The organism is Kineococcus rugosus (assembly GCF_050871975.1).
Lineage (GTDB): Bacteria > Actinomycetota > Actinomycetes > Actinomycetales > Kineococcaceae > Kineococcus.
This window is the reverse complement of record NZ_JBJLSJ010000021.1, coordinates 19834-39585: the sequence shown is the minus strand read 5'-3', so window position 1 is coordinate 39585 and position 19752 is coordinate 19834. Positions and strand designations below refer to the sequence as shown.

The window sequence follows — 19752 nt, the reverse complement described above, 5'->3', positions numbered from 1 at the left end:
GTGGTCCTTCCCGCAGCCGGGAGAGGCGTGGAACACCGAGCGCAGATCCTCGCAGGCGTGGCAGGCGGCGGTCATCCTCAGGCGAGGGTCACCGGCCTGCAGCGCGGCCTCGAGCCGGGCGCGGCCGCGATCAGCGAGGCTCTCCCTCGCCGTGGTCAGCCGGCGGCGGACCTCGTCCACCGCGGTGCAGGCGAGCTCGATGACACGGACACCGTCCAGCACCGCCACGGTGTCGTCCGGGAGTTCGCGGAGGGCGTTGGCGCAGCGCCGTGGAGGGAGCGGAGGTCCGATCCAGGTCGGCGAGCGCTGGCCCGTCGGGGGAACTGACGCCTGGTTCGACGGCTACGGCGAACTGCGCCGGGTCACCGGCCGATCCTGGGCCGTCGTGGAACTCCGCACCCACGTCGCGGCCCCGCTCACCGTCACCCGCCGCCTCGTCGACGAAACCCGCCACCGCCGGCCGGGTCGGCCCACCACCCGACGAGTGACGTGAGCAGCTGTCGTCGGTCGTCCCGAGGGAGATCATCCAGGTCTGGAGGCTCGGTGGGCGTCAGCCGCCCAACCCTGTTTCAGGGGACGTAGGTGTAGCCCGACCCGGGGTTCTCCGCGTTGCGGATCACCTCGTCGAGCTTCGCGCGGGCCGCCGACAACTCCTGGATCTGCCGATCGATCCGTTCACGTTCCTGCCTCAGCCGCCCGCGCACCCCAGGGGTGGACGTCCTGGTGTCGACGCACGGCAGCAGCTCGGCCACCGCCTTGCTGGACAGGCCCGCCGCGTAGAGCTGCTGGATGAGCCTGACCCGGTCGACGGCCGTCTCGCCGTAGTGCCGCTGCCCACTGGGGCTCCGCTGAGCGGACAGCAACCCCTGCTCCTCGTAGTAGCGCAGAACTCGCACGCTCACCCCCGCACGCGCGGCGACCTCACCGATCCGCACTCCCGTACCTCCGGTCCCGGCGAACTGCTTGCCTCTCACATCGATGTCAGGGTTTAGCGTAGTCGACGTGAACATCGACAGCACCACCACCGCACTCGTCACCGGCGCCAACCGCGGCATCGGAGCGCACTTCGTCGGCCAGCTCCTGGAGCGTGGCGCCACGGTCTACGCCGCCGCCCGCCGACCTGAATCCATCGACGTCCCTGGGGCGCGCGTCCTCGCCCTGGACATCACCGACCCCGAGGCCGTCGCGTCGGCCGCGCGGAGCGCCGGGGACGTGAACCTCCTCATCAACAACGCGGGGTCCTCGACGTGGGCGAACCTCCTGGGGGACCTGGACGCCGTTCGCGCCGAGATGGACGTGAACTTCTGGGGAACCCTCTCGATGGTGCGTGCGTTCGCGCCGATCCTGGCCGCGAACGGCGGCGGCGCGGTGGTCAACATCGCCTCGGCGCTCTCCTGGTCCGCCTACCCCGGCAACGGCGCGTACGCCGTGTCCAAGGCGGCGAACTGGAACATGAGCAACGCCCTCCGTCTGGAACTGGCGAGCCAGGGAACCCTCGTCACCTCAGCCCACCTGGGAGCCACCGACACCGACATGATCAAGGGTCACGACCTGCCGAAGAACGACCCCGCCGACGTCGCCCGCGCGGTGCTCGACGGCGTCGCGGCGTCGAGGATCGAGGTCGTCGTCGACGAACCGACCGAACGGGTCAAAGCCTCGCTGGCTGAGGATCCGGCAGAGTTCTACCGCCAGTTCCTCACGGCCTGACCTCGGGCACCCCCTGACCAGCGAAATTCCCGGCGTGCGAGCGCGCAGTGTGCCGCCGGATCTCGCCCGTTGCCGGTAGCTCGTCGTGCGGTGGGTCGAGGGTTTCGCCGGGCTGGAGATCCGCGCCACCCCCCTGACCGGTTCCGAGTTCCCCGTCGGCCGGCTCCGCGGGTGCCTCCCCGTCCCGCTGGTCCCGGGTTTCACCCACCTGTCCAGCACCGACCCGCTCCACCACACCGCCACCCGGCGGGGAGTCGGCCGTCGAACTCCCTCACCACCCCGGTCCTGTGCCCCTCGACGACCGCCACCGCCGTGCGGTCCGGAGGGGTTCCGACGTGATCGCCCTCCGCACCGGACCGCGCTCGGTACCCACCGAGATCGACGACGCCCGCGTCGACGCCACGGGGGAGATGCGCACCGTCACCTCCACCGCCCCGTCCAGGACGGTGCACGGCGTGCTGCCCTTCACCGTGCTGCCCTCCACCGTGCTGTCGAACCAGGACGAACACCCCTGACGCTGGCCTCACCTGTTTCCCGTCCGAGGGGACCAGTCACACCGACCCGCTCGCCGGTGGGCTGGAGGGGTCGGCCCAGCCGGCGCCGTGGTCCGTCCGAACGCGGGGACCTCGACGGTGGTGGCACCCGTCCAGGACGCCGTCGTCGCCGCCGGCCACCGCAGCCGGGACCGGGGTGGCGGGAGGTGACGCCGGCGGTCACCGCCTGCTCACGGGCGGCCGGCCCGGTGCAGGCGGCCGGCGCCGTCGCGGGCCGGAGGACGTGCCGGTGCGCCAGGGCGCGGTCACCGGCTCTCGCCCCGGGCGGACAGGCGGACAGCGGTGACCGGGTTCGCCCGGCGGGGGACCGGTGAGGCCGGGGGGCTCCCCGCTGCGGACGGCGGGGTCGGCCCGTCAGGCGGCCGCGGACGACGCGGGGTGCCGTCGGCGCCCTCGCCGCCGTGCCCGGCGCCCGGCCCGCTCCGGCCGGTGCTGCGTGTCCCCTCGCCCCGGGCCGCGAGATCGGTCGCACCCGGTGGGTGCGCCGGCTCCGGGTCTCCTCGGCGCACCGCCGTTCCTCCGGCCCGGTCGCCCGGGGCCGCGCACGGGGGCCGAGCCGCAGCCGGGGGGACGTGCCGGTGCCGCGTCCCCCGCGTGCCTCCCGCTGGGGCGCGCGGCACCCGTTCGGCGCGCCCGCCGAGGCGTTCCCGGGCGGCAGGTGGCCCGGCGGCCCCCGCCCGTCCGAGCCGGGGACCGCAGGGTCAGGAGGGCTGGGTCTCGCGGGTGTGGATGAGGGCGGCGGCCTTGAAGAGGGTGGCCAGGTCGGTGTCGAGGTCGCAGGTGTCGCAGAGGTGGTGGATGTCGGTGAGGAGTTCGGTGAGGGCAGTCTCGAGGGTGTCGGCGTGACTGCTGCTCACGCGCGCGTGGTGCTGGAGCGCGGCCGCGGCGTAGCCGGCGCGGTGGGCGTTGGTGTGGCGGGCCCGGGCCGGGCTGAGCGTCTCCCCGTCGGGGGGCCCGGGCTGGACGAGGTGGAGGAGACCGGCCAGCCCGTTGAGACCCGCGAGCTGCGCGTGGCCGGGGGGCGGGCCGTCCGGGTGGGCGTCGTCAGGTCGGCGGATGGGCTGGGTCACCGGGGATCCTTCCGTGGGCGGGTCGTCCGTGGGTGGGTCGTCCGTGGGGGCCGGGGGCGGGGCGGCTGCGGAGCCCGCGGACGGTGCGTGGCCGGGCTCAGGGGCGGTGTGGCGGCCGCGGGGCGGCGGAGGGGGAGCGGCGCCGAGGGGGTCCGGTGGGGACGCGCCGGGCGGCGGGGCCGGCGTTCGCGCCTCGGGCCTGTCCGGTGGCCGGCGGGGGCGCTCGCGGTCAGGGGGCACGGTGGCTCGTGGGGCACGGCGCCGGCTGGGGTCCTGGGTGGTGCGGGGGTCGGCTCGCGCTCGCGGGGGGAGCCGGGGCAGGGGCTGGTGCCCTGCGGGGTGGGGCGGCGGCGGCGCGGGGCCCGGCGCGGGTCTGCCGCGGTGCTCCGCTCGGGGGAGCGGCCGGGACGGCCGCGGCCGCCGGTGGCGTCGGACTCGGGTCGCCGGGGTCCGCCACGTCGACGTGACCGAGCGGACCGGTCGCGGGGCGGGGCGCGGCGGCGTACCCGGCGAGGGCGCCGAAGAGCAGGGCGAGGGGGACGGCGGCCAGCAGCAGGCCGACGCGGGGGGCCCGGGAGCTGTGGACCACCACGTCGACGGCCCAGGGCACGAGGGTCAGGGTGGCGAAGGAGGTCACGGCCGTGCCGAGGGCACGGCGCGTGTTGACGTGTGCGCTCACGGCGTCGCTCCCTCCCCGCTCCGGTCCCGGTCCTCGCCCATCGCCCCGCCCGCTGCGTCCCCGCCCCAGCCTGCTCGTGGCGCTGCCGGTTGCAGGGTCGCAGCTCATCTTGCCTTGCGGAAGGCGCTGGTGCTCGGCCTTGGCCGTTCTGCCGGTCCGGGCGCGGCTGCCGGTGCCGGTGAGGAACCGGTGCGGGCCGCTGGACGGGGAGCGTCGGACGGCGGTCCCCGCGGGCCCGGGCCGTGGCCGGCCGGTGCGGCCGCCCGCCGGTGGCGCGGTCGCGCCGGAGGAGGGACGGGGGGACGCGACGGCAGGAGCTGCGGGCCCCGGTGGGTGGCCGCGTGCCGGGCCCGGCCGGGCGGGACGGTGGCCGGTGACGTCCCACCCGCCCGCGAGGGTCGGCCGGTGCGCTCCCGCGGCGGACGCGCTCTGCGGTGCCGCTCGGGGTGCCGCCCGGGGTGTCCGCCCGGGTGCGGCGCCGTCCGGTCGCGCCGGCGGGGTGACCTCGGGGCCCGGCCCGCCGACGCGCGCGGCCCGGTCCCGGGGCGTCGCGCGCCGGGTCGCGGGCGCGGACCCGGGAGAGCCCGGCGGCGCGGTGCACGGCGGGAGGGTCCCCGGCGGGCCGCCGCCGGTGGCCGGAGCCCGGACGGGTGACGGGGCGGGTCCCGCTGCTCGCGCGGCCGCCGGGTCCCGGCGCACCGGCGGGAGTTCCCTCCGGCCGGGAACCCGGGTTCGGGCCGTGACGCCCCGCTCGTCCGGTGGGGCGTGCGCGGGAGAACTCGCGGGCGGGATCGGCGTCCCGGAGTTCCCTCGCGGAGTCCGGCGAGCGGGAGCCGGGGAACCGGTCAGCTCCAGGTGACGGGTTCGCCGTCGTAGGAGTCGTAGTCGGTGTCGTAGGCGCTGAACTGCGCCGTCGTGATCTCCAGGGAGGAGGGCGCGACGAAGATGCGGCAGGTCTGGTACGTGCTGCCCTCGGCGAAGTCGACGCCCTGGTCCCCGTGGGCGCAGCGGTCCCACTCCTGGAACAGGATCACCGGGGTGGCCTCGGAGCCGTCGGGCAGCAGGGCGGAGATGTCCTGCGTGATGTCCGTCCCGCGCAGGGCGGCGGCGTTCTGCCCACCGGTGACGGTGTAGCGGACGTAGAAGGGGGTCATCCCGGCCACCGCGTCGCCCAGGTCGAGATCGGCCAGTTCGGCGTCGGTGCCCCGTTCGACCGCGTCGACGCTCACGGTGTAGGTGCCGGTGGTCCCGGACAGTTCCACGGGCAGCGTCGCCGGCGAACCCAGGCGCAGTTCCGCACCCGGAGCCGTCAGGCCGGCCGCGGGAGCGGCGGTCGCGGTGGTGCTGGGCGACGCCGCGGCCGGGTCGCCGGTCCCGGTGGGGGCGGCGTCCCGGGTGACGGTCACGGTGGGCGCGGGCTGGGCCTGCGCCCCGAGGCTGCAGGACGTCAGCAGCGCGGCGGGCAGCAGCAGGGCGGTCGCGGTCGTGACGTGCCGGGTGTTCACAGGGGTTCCTCCGGGAGAGCGGGTCTGCTCCCAGGGTGACCCGCTGCGGCGGGGCCCCCGTCACGGTGGGCGAACTCCCACCCGCTCGGCGCAGGGCCGCGGTCGACCGTTCGGCGCAGTCCGGTGACACCCCGGCGGCGGACGGGTGAACCCGCGGTGCCCCCCCGGGTCCGGCTCGACAAGGAGGGGGTTGGCGGGCAGGATCGATCCGCCCCGCCCCCGCGGTGGTCGCGACGACGCTGTCACGGCGAGGAGAACGGGTGCCGATCGACGTCCACCCGCCCGCGGGGTCCCGGTGAGCCGGGGGAACCGGTCGCTCCGCGTCGCGGTGCCGTCCGCGCCCGAACTCCCCGGCACCTCCCGGCACGTCCACCCGGGCCCTCCGCGCGGCCCCCCGGGCGCCCCGCACCGCACCCGCTCACCCACGACACCCGGAGGTCACCGTTGCCCACCACCGTCTCAGCCCTCGTCGCCCGCACCCTCGCCCGTCACGTGGACCACGTGTTCGGGATCATGGGGCACGGCAACGCCTACTTCCTCGACGCGCTGCTGCGCGAGACCCCGGCCTCCTTCACCGCGGTGCGGCACGAGTCCGGGGCGGTGGTGGCCGCCGACGCCCACCACCGCGCCGGGGGCGGCCTGGCCGCGGCGACCGCCACCTACGGCGCGGGGTTCACGAACACCCTCACCGCGCTGGCCGAGTCGGTCCAGGCCCACGTGCCGCTCGTCCTGGTCGTGGGGGACGAACCCACCTCCGGGCCCCGGTCCTGGGACGTCGACCAGGTCGCCCTGGCGGCGGCGGTCGGTGCCCGCACCTACACCGTCGGCCGGACCGACGCGGCCGCGACGACGGTGCTGGCCGTCGAGCACGCGCTGACGTACCGGGTGCCGACGGTCCTGGCCATCCCGTACGACGTGGCGCGGCGGAACCCCGGGCCCGTCGACGCCGTGCCCGACGTCGTCCTGCCCGAACCGGTCCCGGTGGGCGGGCCGTTCGACCGGCGGTTGCTGCAGGAGGTCGCCGGGGCGCTGGGCGCGGCCCACCGGCCGCTGCTGCTGGCCGGTCGCGGGGCGTGGCTGGCCGGGGCCGCCCCCGCGCTGGGGGAGCTCGCCGACCTCACCGGCGCCCTCACCGGGTCCACGGCCCTGGGGCGGGGGATCTTCCCGCGGCAGGAGTTCGACCTCGGGGTCATCGGCGGGTGGGGCGCCCCGGGAGCCGTGGACCTGGTCCGCGAGGCCGACGTCGTCCTGGTGGTGGGCGCCTCGCTGAACCAGTTCACGATGCGTTTCGGGCAGTTGTTCGCCCCCGGGACCCACGTGTTCCAGGTGGACCTGCGGGACTCGGCCACCCACGCCCACGTCCGGGGTTACCTGCGCGCCGACGCGGCGCTGACCGTCCGGGCGCTGGTGGAGGCCGTGCGCGCCGACGACGCGAAGGCCTCGGGGTGGCGCGAGTCGGTCGACGTGGCCGCGGCACGGGCCCACGACCCCGGGACGGGGCAGGCGGAGGACGGTCGGCTGGACCCGCGCTCGGCCGCCCGGCGCCTGGCCGAGCTGCTTCCGCCGGATCGGGTCGTCGTCTCCGACGGCGGTCACTTCATGGGCTGGCCGAACATGTACTGGCCGGTCGCCGCCCCCGACCGGGTGGTGATGGTCGGCACCGCGTTCCAGTCCATCGGGCTGGGTCTGCCCAGCGTGGCGGGGGCCGCGGCCGCCCGCCCCGGGGCGACCGTCGTCCTGAACACCGGCGACGGCGGCGGCCTCATGGCGCTGGCCGACCTGGAGACCGCCGTCCGCGTCGCCGGCGGCCGCGGTGTCGCCGTGGTGTGGAACGACGCGGCCTACGGCGCCGAGGTGAACGTCTACGGCCACAAGGGCCTGGCCCGCGGGCCGATGCTGATCCCCGAGGTCGACTTCGCCGCCCTGGCCCGCAGCGTCGGCGCCGAGGGCGTCGTCGTCCGCGAACTGGCCGACCTGGACCACCTGGGCGCGTGGGCGGCGCGACCGGTGGCCGAGCGCCCGTTCCTGCTGCTGGACCTGCGGGTCTCCCCGCTCGTGGTGGCGCCCTACCAGCACGAGATCGTCGCGGTGACCCCCGACCCGAAACCCTGACCCCGCACTCACGGCCCACCCGCACCACCGCGCTGCCCCGGGACGTCCGCAGCGCGGTGGGCGCGGTACCGGTTTTCAGGCGACCGGGCGCTGCTTCACCGCCGCACCCCCCGCGGCCTCGAAGCGCCGTCCCCACCCGGTGAGGACGCACACGGCCATCACCGCGGTGAGCGCCAGCGGGTAGACGGTCCCGGCGAACAGGGCTCCCGCGGAGACCGGAGCGCCGTTGCCCTCGACGAGGGTGGCGCCGATGAACAGGAACGCGGACAGGAACGGCACGACGCAGCCCAGGCCCATGGCGAAGCAGTCGAGCACGTTGGACCGGCGGTAGGGGTGCAGCCCGGCGCGGCCCCCGATCTCGTCCGCCACCGGCCCGAAGGCGATCATGGACGCCGAGTTCACGCCCCCGAACAGGACCGTGGTGACGGTGCTCCCGACGGCGATCGCGACCTCGGCCCCCGCCGGGGTGCGCCCCAGCCGGCCCGAGCGCAGCGCCGAGGTCAGCCGGTCCAGGACCCCGGCCTCGACCAGGACCCCCATGACGCCGAAGACGCCGATGACGAGGGCGACGGTCCCCAGGACGGCGGTGGTTCCGGTCACGAGGTACCCGGCCGGGGCTCCCTCGCTGACCGACAGCACCTGCGCGGGGGAGATCAGCCCGGCGGCCAGGGCGGTGAGGGTTCCCAGCACCAGCCCCACGGCGACGGCCCGGAAGATGTCGCGGGTGCGCACCGCCACGACGAGGACCGCGACGACGGGCAGCAGCATCCACAGGCCCCGCGGCGCGCCGGCCCCGGCCAGTTCCGGCGCGCGGGCGGCGCCGTCGGCGGCGCCGCCCAGCAGCGCGAACACCACCGTGCTGAACGCCGCCGCGACCAGCGCGTAGGGGGCGCGGGAACGGACGACGCCCCCGACGTCCGCGGTGCCGGGCCGGGTGCGGAAGGACTGCGTGGAGGCGGAGATGATCGTGGTGTCGGAGACGGGAGCCAGGTTGTCGCCGAAGATCGCTCCGGAGACGATCGCCCCGGCCAGCACGGCCGGTTCGGCGCCCACGGCCGGGCCGGCCGCGAAGAACACCGGGAACGCGGTGAACATCGTCCCGATCGACGACCCCGTGGAGACCGCGACGGTGCAGACGGCGAGGAACGTGAACACCGTGAAACCCGCCCCGGTGATCCCCAGGGTTTCCGCCAGCCAGGCGAAACCCCCTGCGACGCCCGACGTCTTGACCAGTTCGGAGTACATCCCGATGACGAAGAGGATGAGGACGATGGTCACCGAGGCGGGGCTGGAGATCCCGCGCACGGCGGCGTCCCAGTACCGCGGGTTCTCGCGGCAGGCGACGGAACCGGCGAGCAGCCCCACGAAGGCCGCCATCGCCAGCGCCGACAGGTCGAACGCCTTGAAGACCACGAAGTAGGTGACGCACCCGGCGAGGAACACGACCAGGGGGACGAAGCTGAGGGTCCAGCCGCCGGCGAAGCGCAGGGGGGCGGTGGCCGGGGTGCTGCCCGGGGTGGCGGTGGGGTGGGCGGTGGCGGACACGCGGACCTCGATCCGGGGGAGGGGCGGGGGCTGGGTCAGGGGTTGGGCGGGGTGACGGCGACGAGGAACTCCACCGGGACCGTGGAGGTGTTCAGGTACCGGTGCGGTGCGCGGGAGTCGAAGGAGATGCTCTCCCCGGTCAGCAGGTCGTGCCGGCCGTCGCCGATGAGCACGGTGAGGGTTCCGGCGAGCACCACGGCGCACTCGACCGAGGCGTGCCCCCAGGGTTCGGGCGAGGTGGCCCGTCCCGGTTCCAGCCGGCCGCGCAGGACCTCCAGGTCGCTGCGCCCGGGGGTCAGCCGCTCGTACACCACGGCGCCCTCCCCGGCCGACAGCAGCGGCCGGTGGCCGGGGCGGCTGACGTGCGGGTCGCCCGGGGGCTGCTCGGCGAACAGGGTCGCCAGGTCGGTGCCGAACGCCTCGGCCAGGCGGCGCACCGTCGACAGGCTCGGGTCGGTCACCCCGCGCTCGACCTGGCTGAGCAGCGCCGCGGACAGGCCGGTCACCTCGGCGAGCTGACGCAGGGACAGGCCGTGCTGCGCGCGCAGCGCCTTCACCCGCTCGCTCAGCACGCCCGGTTCACCGCCCCGCCGGGACGGGCGTGGGCTCGGGGGCGCCGCGACCGGCCCGGTCCAGCAGGGGCAGGACGCGGGTCCCGAGGAGTTCCACGCCCTCGGCGGTGTCCAGGCCCTGCGGGGTCCCGAACTCGACGCGGTCGACACCGGCGTCGATGAGCCGCTGGGCCTGCGCCGCGACCTGCTCGGGGGTGCCGGAGAACGCGAACCGGTCGAGGAGGTCGTCGAAGACCAGCCGCCCGGCGCCGGCGTGGTCGCCGTCGGCGAGGTGGCGCCCGACGCCGGTGAGCAGGTCCTGCGGCAGGTGCACGGTGGGGTCCAGGCCACCCACGACCGCCAGGTACATCGCGACCTCGGCGCGGGCCCGGTCCCGGGCGGCGTCCCCGTCCTCGGCGACGACGGTCACCGCGCCCAGGCACAGGCGGGTGCTGCCCGGGGCCCGTCCGGCCGCGACCTCCCCGACGGCGAGGCGTTCGCGGGCGACGGCGACGACGTCGGGGTTGGCGCTGCCGCCGAGCTTGACCTCGTCGGCGATCTCCCCGGCCAGGGCCAGGCCCTTCGGTCCCCAGGTCCCGAGGAGCAGCGGGACCCGCGGGCGCTGGAGCGGGAAGCGGAACGCGGTGCCCGGGGCCAGCCGGAACTCCCGGCCCTCGAAACCCGCGGTGTCCTGGGCGATGAGGGCCCGCACGCAGTGCGCGGCCTCCCGCAGCCGGGTCAGCGGGCGGGGCTGGTCCACGCCCACGTCCCCCAGCCACGTCCCGCGGGCCAGGCCGCAGTAGGCCCGGCCGTGCGAGGCCAGGTCCAGGGCGGCGACCTGCCCGGCGATCTCGTAGGGGTGCATCGAGTACGGGTTCCAGCAGGCCGCGCCCAGCCGGACCCGTTCGGTGACCCCGGCCATCTCCAGCAGCGGGAAGACCGGCGGCTGGAACATCAGGTCGGAGAACACGGTCAGGACGTCCAGGCCGTGGCGCTCGGCGGCGCGGGCCAGGTCGGCGTACTCCCCGGCGCGCTTGTCGCTCTGCAGGCCCAGCCCGATCTCGACGCGGCGCGCGGCGGGGGCGCTCACGTGAGGTCCTGCGAGCGCAGCCGCCGGGTGCCGATGCGGTCGATGCGCATGACGAGCCGTTCGTCGGGGTCGGGGCAGGCCACGTGGGAGTCCCGGCTCATCCAGTCCCCGGCGGGCAGGTCGCGCTGCTTGGCGGCCAGCAGCGGCAGGACGGCGGCGAAGGCGTACAGGCAGAAGTGCTTGCCCTCGGGCAGGCGCATCTCGTTGCTGCGCACGACGTCGATGTAGTCGCCGACCTGCAGGCCGCACACCGACCGGCCCTCGATGCGGTCCACGCAGACGCGCAGGTCGTGCAGTTCCATGTCGGTGCCGTCGGGGGTGTCGCTCATCGGTACCTGCTCCCGTCGTGGTCGCGGCCTGGACCGGCCGGGAGGGACCGTGCGGTCAGTCCCTGCGGTGTGGAGCCTCGGTGAACGTCAGTGCGCCCGGAGCATACAAGGCGGTGACGGCGAGGGGGAGGGCCGACGACGGCGGTCCGGGGAAAGCGCCCGCGCGGCGGTGGTGCGGACCCGTAGGTTCTCCCCGTGCTGATCGCCGACCGGGCCGCCCTGCTCCTGCTCGACGCCCGGGGGCGGCGGCGACTGCCCGCCCGGGCGGTCGGCACCGTCCTCGCCGGCGCCCTGCTGAGCGAGCTCGTCCTGCGCGGCGACCTCGACGCCGACCCGGCGACCGGGGCCCTGCGGGCCCGGCCCGGGGCGGCTCCCGGACCCCGGCTCGCCGCGGCGCTGGAGACGGTCACCGCCGCCGGCGGGGACGCCCGGCGCGGGGTGCGGGCGCTGGCCGCGCGACCGGTCTGGGACGACGCCGTGGCGGCCCTGGGGAAGACCGGCGCGGTGCGCACCGAGCGCCGGCGCCGGCTGCTGGTCCTCACGTCGGTGCGGTGGTTCCCCCGGGAGGGGTCGGTCACCGCGGTGCGGACGCAGGTGCGGGCGGCGTTGCAGGCCGCCCGGCGTCGCGACCGGCCGGCGAAGGTGCGGGCGGTCGACCCGGCGACGGTCAGCCTCGTCGTGCTGCTCGCCGGCGCCGGGTGCCTGCCCGCGGTGGCCCCGCACCTGCCTGGTGGGCTGCACCTAGAGGAGGCCGCCGACGTCCTGGCCGACGGCCGGGACCTCACCCCGGAGGCGCGCGAGGCGCTCGAGGACGTCGAGACCGCGGTCTCCGTCCGGGTGCACGCCCTCACCGGCGGGGACTCCTCCTCGTCCGACACCTCGACGAGCAGCGGCTCCGGTGACGGCCACCACGGTCACGACGGGGGCTCCGACGGGGGCTCCGACGGCGGCGGTGACGGCGGGGGCGGTGGCGGCGGGGACTGAACCCCGCGTCCCGCCCGCGGTCAGGCCCCGGGAGCCGGGCGCAGCAGCTCGACGAGCCGGGCGAACCGCGCGCCGATCGAGGCCCCGTCGATCGCCCCCGGCAGGATCCGCACCTCCAGCACGTCCGGTCCCGGGCGGACCCCCAGCACCCGGGTGAGGTTCACGTCGCTGAACTTCGTCACCGCGGTCCGGGCCGCGGCCTCGCGCAGCGACGCCCAGTCGTCCCAGTCCGCGCGGACGAGGTCCACGAGGTCGGCGGGCAGCGGGGCCAGCCGGGTGCAGCGCGGGTTCGTCCCGAACAGCCCGGCGAGCTCGGCGCGCCGCTGCCCGAACGTCGTCACGACGTGCCGGAAGGCCCGGACGTCGCGGAACGGTGCCGCGTCGAGGTTGACGTGGACGGCCGCCTCGGCGGGCACCGTGAAACCCAGGTCGCGCGCCGGTCGCAGGAGTTCCTCCAGCCGGCGCACGTGGTCGTCCGCCCACGGCGGGGTGACGACCTCGCAGGGGCGTTCCCGTTCCCCCGGCAGCGGTGCGGCCAGGGCGATCGTCGCCCCGGCCGCGTCGTCCAGCCGGTGGACCCCGCGGACGTCCCGGACCGGCGCGCCGAACAGCGCCGCCACCGGCGCCAGCACCGACCCGATCCCCTCCGCCGGGTCGGCGTGCCGCTCGACCAGGCGCAGCAGCCGCGGGTCGTCGCTCACCACCCGGTACCACCCCGGTCGCGGGGGTGCCCCCGCGTCGAGGTCCGCGACGATCGTGGTGTCGTCGACGAGGGAGCAGACCGGCCCGCCCGCGGCGTCGAGCACGTCGAAGGCGGGGGTGAGGTGCCAGAACGCCCGGACCCCCGGCGTCGTGGAAACCTCGGTGTCGACGTGGAACCGCCGGCGCACCGAACCGCCTGCGCGGGAGGCGAGCTCGTGCGCGAGGTCGAGCCTGCTCGCCCCGGGCGGGGCGAGCAGTTCCACCTCGAAACCGGCACGCACCACGTCAGGGCGCGACCGGCAGGGTCCCGCCCGTGAGCAGTTCCCGCCCACCGGTGACCTTCGCCTCGTAGGGGTCCACGTGCCAGACCGCCCCCAGGGCCACCGCGTCGTCGTAGGTGTACCCCGCGGCGAAGAACGCGTCGACCGCCGCGGACTCCTCCGCCGGTACCTCGGAGACGGGCACGGCGGGGGCGGGGGCGGAACTGCCGGGGGCGATCGGCAGGGTCTTCCCGGCGGCCAGTTCCTCCCCGCCGGTGACCTTCGCCTCCCAGGGGTCCTGCGCCCACTGCTCACCGAGGACGACGGCGTCGTCGTAGGTGTACCCGGCGGCGAAGAACACCTCGCGGGAGGCCTGGTCGGGATCGACCGGTTCGTCGACGAACCCGGTGGCGGGTTCGACGGGTTCGACGGGCTCGCTGGCCGCGCTCGCCGCGCGGGGCGGCACCTCGTCGGCGGAGTTCGCGTCCGCGTAGGCGGTCCCGCCGGCGAGGGCGATGCCGCCGGCCACGACGGTGGCGGTGACGATCCGCGCTGCGCGCCGGTTCGCCGGGGTCCTGTCCTGGAGTTCGCTCATGCCCGGGGAGACGTCGCGCGGCCGGCCGGGGTTGCCTCCCGCCGCGACCCCACCGCGATCCGGTCGCTCACGAGGGGATCGGCAGGGTCAGGCCGTCCGTCAGCGCCTGCCCGCCGAGCGCCTTGGCCTCGTCGGTGCCCACGTTCCACACCTCGCCCAGCGGCACGGCGTCCTCGTAGCCGTACCCCGCGGCGAAGAAGGCGTCCCAGGCCGCGGTGGGGTCCATCGTCAGGACCGGCGCGGCCGTCGCCACCGGACCGGGTGCGGGTGGTGCCGCGGTCGGCGGCGCCTCCGTCGTCCCCGGCGCCTCCGACGTCCCCGTGGCGGTCCCCGCGGGCACCACCGCCTGCGGCGGCCGGGAACCGCCAGCCCACACCGCCCCGCCCACCACCCCGCCCACCGCGACGACCGCCGCGGGCAGCGCCACCAGCGCGCGCCGCCGCCGCAGCCGCCGGCGCCCGCCCTCGCGGACGTCCGCGAGCAGGTCGGCCCCCGCGCGCACCTCGCGCACCGAGGCGTCCAGCTCGTGCCGCAGCCGGTCCTCCCAGCCGCTCAGCCGTTCGTCCACCGCGCACCCACCCCTTCTCCGCTCGACTCCTGCACGAGCCGCCGCAGCGACGCCAGCCCCTTCGACGCCTGGCTCTTGACGGTCCCGCGGGACACGTCGAGCTCGTCGGCGATCCGCTCCTCCGACCAGTCCTCGAAGTACCGCAGGACGATGACCGCCCGCTGCCGCGGGGGCAGCAGGCGCAGCGCCTGCACGATCCGCGACCGCTCGGCCCGCTGCTCCGCACCGTCACCCACGACCCCGCCCGCGGCGTCGGGACCCTCCCCGAGGCCCACCTCCCGCGGCCGGCGCGCGCGGGCGCGCCACCGGTCGGTGACCGCGCGGGCCAGGGCCGTGCGCGCGTAGGCGTGCGGGTCCTCGATGCGCCGCCAGCGGACGTACATCCGCTCCAGGACGTCCTGCACGAGGTCCTCGGCGTGGCCACGGTCCCCGGTCAGGAGCACGGCGAAGCCCAGCAGCCGGTCGCCGCCGGTGCGCACGAACTCCTCGAAGGAACCCCTCACACCCCTCCAGACGACGCGGGGGCCGCCGGGGTTGCCCCGCTCGTGCCCCGTCCTCGGGCGATCATGGGGCGGGGACAGGACGCCGGGGGACCAGGAGGAGCTCGTGCGCGCGTTGATCGCTTCGGGGACCGGTCGGTACGGCGACCCCTGGCACCCGTTCGCCGCCACGTCGGCGGCGCTGGCGCGGACGCTGACCGCGTCGGGCGTCGACGTGACCGTCGAGCACGACGTCGACCGGGCGATGACGCTCCTGGACGACGTGGACGTCCTGGTGGTGAACGCCGGCGACCCGTGGCGCGGTGAGGACGCCGGGGCCGTGCCGCCGCAGGCGTCCCTGGACGGCCTGCGGGCCGCGCTGGAGCGCGGCACCGGGGTCCTGGCGCTGCACGCCGCCGTCGCCTCGCTGCGCGACCACCCGCACTGGGCCGCCGCCGTGGGCGCGGTGTGGGTCCCGGGCGCCTCGTGGCACCCACCCGCCGGCGAGGTGCGCGTGCGGCTGCTCGCCGAGGGGCCCGGTGCCGCCCTGGTGCGGGGGCTGCCGGACTTCACCGTCCACGACGAGCGGTACCTGCGCCTGCAGCGGGTGAGCCCGGTGCAGGTGCTGGCCGACGTCGAGCACGACGGCGAGCGCCACCCGGTCGTGTGGGTGCGCCGGCACGGGGCGGCCAGGGTCGCCGTCGACCTGCTGGGGCACGACACCCGCTCCCACGAGGCGCCCGGGCACCGCGCCCTGCTGGCCCGCCTGACCCGCTGGTGCGGCGGCTCCACCGCGGGGCCTTGACAGGGCCGCTCCCGCTGGGTAGACCGAACGTTCGGTCAAGAAGTTCCGAGGGCGAGGAGGCTCACGAGCCGGCGGTCCCGACCGGCCGCAGAACCCGGACCCCCGGGTGCCCCGACCCGACGTCACACGGCCCACCGCGTGCCCCTGCCGATCGAACGATGGAGTTCCCATGGCGACGACCACGACCCCGGGCGCGTCCGCGCGCCTCACCCGTGACGAACGCAGAGTCCTCGCCGGCACCCTCGCCGGCACGACCATCGAGTGGTACGACTTCTTCATCTACGCCCAGGCCGCCGGCCTCGTCCTGGCGCCCCTGTTCCTGGCCCCGCTCAGCGAGTCCTCGCCCGGGGCGGCCACCGTCGTCTCGCTGGCCACCATCGGCATCAGCTTCCTGTTCCGCCCCCTCGGCGCCGTCCTGGCCGGGCGCTTCGGCGACCGGCTGGGGCGCAAGCGGATGCTGGTGCTGACCCTGCTGATGATGGGGTCGGCGACCTTCCTCATCGGCGTGCTGCCCACCTACGGCCAGATCGGCGTCGCCGCCCCGCTGCTGCTGGTGCTGCTGCGGGTCCTCCAGGGTTTCTCCGCCGGGGGTGAGTGGGGCGGGGCCGCCCTCATGTCCGTCGAGCACGCCCCGGTGCACCGTCGGGGGCTGTTCGGCGCCTACCCCCAGGTCGGGGTCCCCCTCGGCCTGATCCTGGCGACCGGCGTGCTGTGGGTGCTGACGACCGTCACGACCCCGGAGCAGTTCGACTCCTGGGGCTGGCGGGTGCCGTTCCTGCTGTCCGTGGCCCTGATCGCCGTCGGCTACGTCATCCGCCGGTCGGTGGAGGAGAGCCCGGTGTTCCAGGACATGCTGCAGCGCAAGCGCGCCTCGGCCGCCCCGTTGCGCGACCTGTTCCGGCGCCACACCCGCAACGTCCTGCTGTCCGCGCTGATCTTCGTGGCGAACAACGCCGCGGGGTACCTCGTCATCGTCTTCTTCATCACCTACGCCACCGGCACGCTGGGCATGGAACGCCCGCCGGTGCTGCTGGCGACGGTGTTCGCCTCGCTGGGGTGGCTGACGTTCACGCTGTACGGCGGGGCCCTGTCGGACCGCATCGGCCGCGTGCGCACCTTCCAGATCGGCTACGCGCTGATCTTCGTGTGGCTCATCCCCATGTTCCTGCTCATCGAGACCGCGAACGTCTGGCTGTTCGGGGCCTCGATCTTCGTGCTGACCATCGGCCTGGGGCTGTCCTACGGCCCCATGTCGGCGATGTACGCGGAGATGTTCCCGACCGCGGTGCGGTACTCGGGGGTGTCCATCGGGTACGCCCTGGGCGCGATCCTCGGCGGCGCCTTCGCGCCCACGATCGCCGAGCTGCTGATCCGTTCCACCGGCACGTCGGTCGCCGTGGGCGGGTACGTCATGGCGCTGGCCGTGGTCTCGGGGATCGCCGTCACCGTGGCCGGCGAGACGCGCGGGAACGACCTGCACGTGGACGACGCGCCCTGAGAGCGGCGCGGCGCGGGACCGGGCCCCGGGTCGGCTGGCGGCGTCCGCCGGCCCGGGGCAGGGTGACCCCGTGCCCCTGGTGATCACGAGTTCGGACGCGGCCCGGCGTGGACGGCGGGCGGTGCTCGCCGCGGCCGCGGCCCGCGGCCTGCTGGGCGGGCTGGCCGGCGCGGCGGCCATGACCGCCAGCCAGCGCCTCGAACGCGCCGTCACCGGCCGTCGCGCCTCCCACGTCCCGGGCCGCACGTTGCTGCTCCTGGCCGGGCGTTCCCCGTCCGAGGACGACGAACCGGCCGCGGCGACCGCGGCGATGGTGGTGGCCACGAGTGCGGCGCTGGGCGCGCTGCGCGGGGTGTGGCGGGCGAGCGGGCTGCTGCGGGTCCGCGCCGACGTGGCGCAGACGCTGACGCGGATCCTCGTGGACCAGACGCTGGAGAACGCCACCGGTGCCGGTGCCCCGCCGCGCACCTGGCGCAGCGGCGAGGGCGTCGTGGAGGTCCTGCACGCCGCGGTCGCCGCGGTGGCCACCGGGGCCGTCGTGGAGCGTCTCGTCGACCCCGTGCTGGAGTCGCGGCGCGGCACCACCAGCCACTGAGATCGGTTCAGGCTCCGGTGAAGCGGGGTGCGCGCTTGGCCTGGAACGCCGCGAAACCCTCCGCGTAGTCGGCGCTGGACCCCGCGGCGCGCTGGGCGTCGGCCTCCGCGGCCAGCACCGCGGCCAGGTCCAGGCCCTCGTCGCGCAGCCGCCCCAGCAGCCGCTTGCTGGCCGCGAACGCCAGCGTCGGGCCGTCGGCGAGGGTGCGGGCGAGCGCGTCGGCCTCGGCCAGCGCCCGCCCGGGGGCCGCGGTGGCGGTGACCAGGCCCCACGCGTGCGCCTCCACGCCGGTCAGCAGCCGACCGGTGTAGACGAGTTCCAGGGTGCGGGGGCGGCCGATGCGCTCGGCGAGCAGCAGGTGGGCGCCGGAGTCCAGGACGGCGCCCAGGCGCGCGAACGGCGAGCCGAACCTCGCGTCCTCGGCGGCGACCACGAGGTCGCAGGCCAGCGCCAGACCCAGTCCCACTCCCAGGGCCGGGCCCTCGACGGCGGCCACGGTCGGCACCGGCAGGTCGGCCAGCCGCTGCACGAGGGGGTTGAACACGTCGGCCAGGACCCGGCCGGGGTCCTCGGCGGCCGGGTCGACGCCGGTGATGTCGCGGCCGGCGCAGAACGCCGACCCCTGCCCGGTGACCACCGCGGCCCGCACCCGCCCGGCCGCGACGGCCTCCTCCAGCCCGCCCAGGGCCGAGGACAGGTCCGCGGCCGCGGCCGGGTCCAGCGCGTTGCGCTTGTGCGGGCGGGAGACGACCAGGTGCGCGAGCGCCCCGTCCACGTCGAGGCGGACGGCGCCGGGCGCGTCGCTCACGCGTCCACCCTCGGGCGGCGCAGGTCGACGATGCGGCGCATCTTGCCGACCGAGCGCTCGATGCCGTCGGGGTCGACGACCTCGACCTGCACGGTGATCCCGATGTTGTCCTTGACGAGCTTGCCCAGCAGCCGGCCGGCGTCCTGCGCGGTAGCGTCCGGGCACTCCTCGCGGCGCTCGACGCGCACGATCATCTCGTCCATCCGCCCGGGCCGGACCAGGACGCACTGGAAGTGCGGGGACAGTTCGGGGGTCCGCAGGATGAGTTCCTCGATCTGGGTGGGGAACACGTTCACCCCGCGCAGGATCATCATGTCGTCGGTGCGGCCGGTGATCTTCTCGATGCGGCGCATCCCGCGGGCGGTCCCGGGCAGCAGGCGGGTGAGGTCGCGGGTGCGGTAGCGCACCACGGGCAGCGCCTCCTTGGTGAGGGTGGTGAACACCAGTTCCCCGTACTCCCCGTCGGGCAGCACGGCGCCGCTGAGGGGGTCGACGACCTCGGGGTAGAAGTGGTCCTCCCACACGTGCAGGCCGTCCTTGGTCTCCACGCACTCGCTGGCCACGCCCGGGCCCATGACCTCGGACAGCCCGTAGATGTCCACGGCGTGCATGTCCAGGCTCTCCTCGACCTCGCGGCGCATCTCGTCGGTCCAGGGTTCGGCGCCGAAGATCCCGACCTTCAGCGACGTCGAACGGGGGTCGACCCCCTGCCGCCGCATCTCGTCGAGGATGGCGAGCATGTAGGTGGGCGTCACCATGATCACCTCGGGCCGGAAGTCCTGGATGAGCCGGACCTGGCGCTCGGTCTGCCCACCGGAGACGGGGATCACGGTGCAACCCAGGGCCTCCGCGCCGTAGTGCGCGCCCAGGCCACCGGTGAACAGCCCGTACCCGTAGGCGACGTGGACCTTGTGCCCGCGCCGGCCCCCGGCGGCGCGGATGGAACGGGCCACGACCCGGGACCAGTTCTCGACGTCCTTCGCGGTGTAGCCGACGACGGTGGGCTGCCCGGTGGTGCCGGACGAGGCGTGCACGCGCGCGACCCGGTCCTGGGGGACGGCGAACATGCCGAAGGGGTAGTTGTCGCGCAGGTCCTGCTTGACGGTGAAGGGGAACATCGACAGGTCCGACAGTTCCCGCAGGTCCCCGGGGTGGACGCCGTGGTCGTCGAACGCCCTGCGGTAGTGGGCGACGTTGTCGTAGGCGTGCTGCAGGGACCACCGCATCCGCTGCAGCTGCAGGGCCTGCAGTTCGTCGCGCGAGGCGGTCTCGACGGGTTCGAGGTCGCCGGGGCGGGGGCTGAGGTCTTCCACGGT

The 19752-nt window shown here is 76.0% G+C and carries 21 protein-coding genes; 7 read left to right on the top strand and 14 right to left on the bottom strand.

The window, feature by feature from the left end:
• Positions 1-569 precede the first annotated feature (569 nt).
• Positions 570-935, bottom strand: coding sequence for a MerR family transcriptional regulator (locus ACRYM6_RS13490; protein ID WP_432543392.1), 366 nt, complete (start codon positions 933-935; stop codon positions 570-572).
• Positions 936-978: 43 nt separating this feature from the next.
• Here ACRYM6_RS13490 and ACRYM6_RS13485 point away from each other — a divergent pair, with 43 nt between their 5' ends.
• The gene (locus ACRYM6_RS13485; protein WP_432543391.1) at positions 979-1707 is read left to right on the top strand and encodes an SDR family oxidoreductase; all 729 of its coding nucleotides are present in this window, start codon (positions 979-981) and stop codon (positions 1705-1707) included.
• 335 nt (positions 1708-2042) lie between these two features.
• Positions 2043-2222: a hypothetical protein gene (locus tag ACRYM6_RS13480; RefSeq protein WP_432543390.1), complete on the top strand. Its 180-nt coding sequence runs from the start codon at positions 2043-2045 to the stop codon at positions 2220-2222.
• Between the two features lie 740 nt (positions 2223-2962).
• Here ACRYM6_RS13480 and ACRYM6_RS13475 read toward each other — a convergent pair.
• The 3 genes from ACRYM6_RS13475 to ACRYM6_RS13465 all read right to left on the bottom strand — a co-directional run bounded on the left by ACRYM6_RS13475 (position 2963) and on the right by ACRYM6_RS13465 (position 5515).
• Complete coding sequence (locus ACRYM6_RS13475; protein WP_432543389.1) at positions 2963-3331, bottom strand: hypothetical protein; 369 nt, start codon at positions 3329-3331, stop codon at positions 2963-2965.
• Positions 3332-3560: 229 nt separating this feature from the next.
• Positions 3561-4010 (bottom strand): hypothetical protein, encoded by a 450-nt coding sequence (locus tag ACRYM6_RS13470; RefSeq protein WP_432543388.1) that lies wholly within the window; start codon positions 4008-4010, stop codon positions 3561-3563.
• Between the two features lie 845 nt (positions 4011-4855).
• Positions 4856-5515, bottom strand: a complete 660-nt coding sequence (locus ACRYM6_RS13465; protein WP_432543387.1) for a hypothetical protein — start codon at positions 5513-5515, stop codon at positions 4856-4858.
• A 444-nt stretch (positions 5516-5959) separates the two neighbouring features.
• On the opposite strand from ACRYM6_RS13465, the gene ACRYM6_RS13460 reads away from it, so the two are divergent.
• Positions 5960-7627 (top strand): thiamine pyrophosphate-binding protein, encoded by a 1668-nt coding sequence (locus ACRYM6_RS13460; protein ID WP_432543386.1) that lies wholly within the window; start codon positions 5960-5962, stop codon positions 7625-7627.
• 75 nt (positions 7628-7702) lie between these two features.
• Here ACRYM6_RS13460 and ACRYM6_RS13455 read toward each other — a convergent pair whose 3' ends face one another.
• From ACRYM6_RS13455 to ACRYM6_RS13440, 4 genes are read right to left on the bottom strand one after another with little or no spacing between them, the layout of a single operon-like run.
• Positions 7703-9172, bottom strand: a complete 1470-nt coding sequence (locus tag ACRYM6_RS13455) for a Na+/H+ antiporter NhaC family protein (RefSeq protein WP_432543385.1) — start codon at positions 9170-9172, stop codon at positions 7703-7705.
• A gap of 35 nt (positions 9173-9207) precedes the next feature.
• Entirely contained in the window at positions 9208-9744 is a 537-nt protein-coding gene (locus ACRYM6_RS13450; RefSeq protein ID WP_432543384.1) for a helix-turn-helix domain-containing protein, read from the bottom strand.
• A gap of 7 nt (positions 9745-9751) precedes the next feature.
• Positions 9752-10813 (bottom strand): LLM class flavin-dependent oxidoreductase, encoded by a 1062-nt coding sequence (locus ACRYM6_RS13445; protein WP_432543383.1) that lies wholly within the window; start codon positions 10811-10813, stop codon positions 9752-9754.
• Positions 10810-11142 carry a TIGR04076 family protein gene (locus tag ACRYM6_RS13440; RefSeq protein ID WP_432543382.1) on the bottom strand — a complete coding sequence of 111 codons (333 nt, stop codon included), beginning with the start codon at positions 11140-11142 and terminating at the stop codon, positions 10810-10812. Before ACRYM6_RS13440 ends, ACRYM6_RS13445 begins: the two co-directional genes overlap by 4 nt.
• 195 nt (positions 11143-11337) lie before the next feature.
• Between ACRYM6_RS13440 and ACRYM6_RS13435 the strand changes: the two genes are divergently transcribed.
• The gene (locus tag ACRYM6_RS13435; protein WP_432543381.1) at positions 11338-12126 is read left to right on the top strand and encodes a GPP34 family phosphoprotein; all 789 of its coding nucleotides are present in this window, start codon (positions 11338-11340) and stop codon (positions 12124-12126) included.
• A gap of 20 nt (positions 12127-12146) precedes the next feature.
• Here the strand turns inward: ACRYM6_RS13435 and ACRYM6_RS13430 are convergent, their stop codons facing one another.
• From ACRYM6_RS13430 to ACRYM6_RS13415, 4 genes are all read right to left on the bottom strand, one after another.
• Positions 12147-13091 (bottom strand): amidoligase family protein, encoded by a 945-nt coding sequence (locus ACRYM6_RS13430; protein WP_432543380.1) that lies wholly within the window; start codon positions 13089-13091, stop codon positions 12147-12149.
• A 22-nt stretch (positions 13092-13113) separates the two neighbouring features.
• Complete coding sequence (locus tag ACRYM6_RS13425; protein ID WP_432543379.1) at positions 13114-13683, bottom strand: hypothetical protein; 570 nt, start codon at positions 13681-13683, stop codon at positions 13114-13116.
• A 67-nt stretch (positions 13684-13750) separates the two neighbouring features.
• Complete coding sequence (locus ACRYM6_RS13420) at positions 13751-14251, bottom strand: hypothetical protein (protein ID WP_432543378.1); 501 nt, start codon at positions 14249-14251, stop codon at positions 13751-13753.
• Positions 14236-14754: a SigE family RNA polymerase sigma factor gene (locus ACRYM6_RS13415; protein WP_432543377.1), complete on the bottom strand. Its 519-nt coding sequence runs from the start codon at positions 14752-14754 to the stop codon at positions 14236-14238. Before ACRYM6_RS13415 ends, ACRYM6_RS13420 begins: the two co-directional genes overlap by 16 nt.
• 103 nt (positions 14755-14857) lie before the next feature.
• Between ACRYM6_RS13415 and ACRYM6_RS13410 the strand changes: the two genes are divergently transcribed.
• From ACRYM6_RS13410 to ACRYM6_RS13400, 3 genes are all read left to right on the top strand, one after another.
• Positions 14858-15535, top strand: a complete 678-nt coding sequence (locus ACRYM6_RS13410; RefSeq protein WP_432543376.1) for a ThuA domain-containing protein — start codon at positions 14858-14860, stop codon at positions 15533-15535.
• Positions 15536-15704: 169 nt separating this feature from the next.
• Positions 15705-17033 carry an MFS transporter gene (locus ACRYM6_RS13405; protein WP_432543375.1) on the top strand — a complete coding sequence of 443 codons (1329 nt, stop codon included), beginning with the start codon at positions 15705-15707 and terminating at the stop codon, positions 17031-17033.
• A gap of 70 nt (positions 17034-17103) precedes the next feature.
• Complete coding sequence (locus ACRYM6_RS13400) at positions 17104-17628, top strand: hypothetical protein (RefSeq protein ID WP_432543374.1); 525 nt, start codon at positions 17104-17106, stop codon at positions 17626-17628.
• Positions 17629-17635: 7 nt separating this feature from the next.
• On the opposite strand, the gene ACRYM6_RS13395 is transcribed toward ACRYM6_RS13400, so the two are convergent.
• Both ACRYM6_RS13395 and paaK read right to left on the bottom strand, forming a co-directional pair.
• Positions 17636-18436, bottom strand: coding sequence for an enoyl-CoA hydratase/isomerase family protein (locus ACRYM6_RS13395; RefSeq protein WP_432543373.1), 801 nt, complete (start codon positions 18434-18436; stop codon positions 17636-17638).
• Complete coding sequence (gene paaK, locus ACRYM6_RS13390) at positions 18433-19749, bottom strand: phenylacetate--CoA ligase PaaK (protein ID WP_432543372.1); 1317 nt, start codon at positions 19747-19749, stop codon at positions 18433-18435. Before paaK ends, ACRYM6_RS13395 begins: the two co-directional genes overlap by 4 nt.
• Positions 19750-19752: the final 3 nt, after the last annotated feature.

What these genes read in the sequence shown, in the direction of transcription:
- ACRYM6_RS13485 (WP_432543391.1), top strand. Translation starts at nt 979, where the DNA reads ATGTCAGGGTTTAGCGTAGTCGACGTGAACATCGACAGCACCACCACC.
- ACRYM6_RS13440 (WP_432543382.1), bottom strand. Translation starts at nt 11,142, where the DNA reads ATGAGCGACACCCCCGACGGCACCGACATGGAACTGCACGACCTGCGC.
- ACRYM6_RS13425 (WP_432543379.1), bottom strand. Translation starts at nt 13,683, where the DNA reads ATGAGCGAACTCCAGGACAGGACCCCGGCGAACCGGCGCGCAGCGCGG.
- ACRYM6_RS13405 (WP_432543375.1), top strand. Translation starts at nt 15,705, where the DNA reads ATGGCGACGACCACGACCCCGGGCGCGTCCGCGCGCCTCACCCGTGAC.